The sequence below is a fragment of the Xenorhabdus sp. PB61.4 genome, assembly GCF_963894935.1.
Classification (GTDB): Bacteria; Pseudomonadota; Gammaproteobacteria; order Enterobacterales; family Enterobacteriaceae; genus Xenorhabdus; species Xenorhabdus stockiae.
On sequence record NZ_CAWQJR010000139.1, the window covers coordinates 1 to 1,154 of the forward strand.

A 1,154-nucleotide genomic window follows, 5' to 3' on the forward strand; every position below is an offset into this window, starting at 1 on the left:
TAAATAAGCTTTCAAAATAGTAGATCACTTGAAGGGAACTCAGTCCAATTTTTGCGATCTGATTAATCGCCAAATCAAAAAAATCCCAAAATGGACTGAGTGATGCGAATCATAGCACCAATCCCCCGAAATGAACGACGTCAGATGAAAAAATTTATTCATAAAACCCGGGATAAAGATTATGCCCGCCGACTCATGGCACTCTTGATGTTACATGAAGGTCAGACCGTTTCTTACATCGCCAGAACCCTTCATTGTTCACGTTCTTCCGTCCATCGTTGGATAAATTGGTTAACGTTATATGGGCTGGAAGGATTAAAAAGTTTACCGAGAGGGAGGCCTGCTCGATGGAATTTAGCCCCGATTTTTAGCTTGTTGTCGTTCTTATTATCACACTCCCCGCAGGATTTTGACTGTTTGCGTTCACGCTGGAGTATTGAACTTATCACTCAGATAATCAATGAATTATTAGGGTTATCACTGTCGAAAAGTACGCTTTATCGTTACTTTTGTCAGGTGGGTATTGTCTGGCGAAGAGCGGCGCCTACTGTCAAAAAGCCTGATCCGGAGTATGACGAAAAAATGGCAAAAATCACCGAAGCCTTAGCCAACGCATCAGAGCAACATCTTGTTTTTTATGAAGATGAAGTCGATATCGATCTGAATCCTAAAATCGGGGCAGACTGGTGTCTAAAAGGACAACAAAAACGCGTGATGACGCCGGGGAAAAACCAAAAGCACTACCTTGCAGGCTGCCTTGATGCCCGAACAGGTCAAGTGATCTATGTCGGGGGGATAAAGAAAAACACTGATTTATTTATCAATATGTTAGAGAAAATTAATCGTCAGTATCGTCAAGCCAAAAGTATCACGTTGATTTTGGATAATTATGGTATTCACAAAAGCCAGAAAGTCAGAGAATGGCTAAAACAAAATCCTCAATTTAACCTGTTATTTTTACCGGTCTATTCGCCATGGCTAAATAAAATTGAACGCTTGTGGCAGTCTTTGCATGAAACCGTCACACGGAATCATTGCTGTCGGTATATGTGGCAACTCTTAGCGTGCGTTGAAGAATTTATGATTGCATTTTCATTAGGGCAACAACCGGGAATGAAAAAAATGAGTGTATCGTTATTATGAAAGCTTATTTA

1 protein-coding gene is annotated in these 1,154 nt (G+C 40.6%); it reads left to right on the top strand.

Annotated elements, in window-relative coordinates:
• Positions 1 to 102 precede the first annotated feature (102 nt).
• Positions 103 to 1,143: an IS630 family transposase gene (locus tag AACX68_RS07595; RefSeq protein ID WP_228860871.1), complete on the top strand. Its 1,041-nt coding sequence runs from the start codon at positions 103 to 105 to the stop codon at positions 1,141 to 1,143.
• Positions 1,144 to 1,154: the final 11 nt, after the last annotated feature.

Excerpts from the sequence above, each read along its gene's own strand:
- AACX68_RS07595 (WP_228860871.1), top strand. The coding sequence starts at position 103 with ATGCGAATCATAGCACCAATCCCCCGAAATGAACGACGTCAGATGAAA.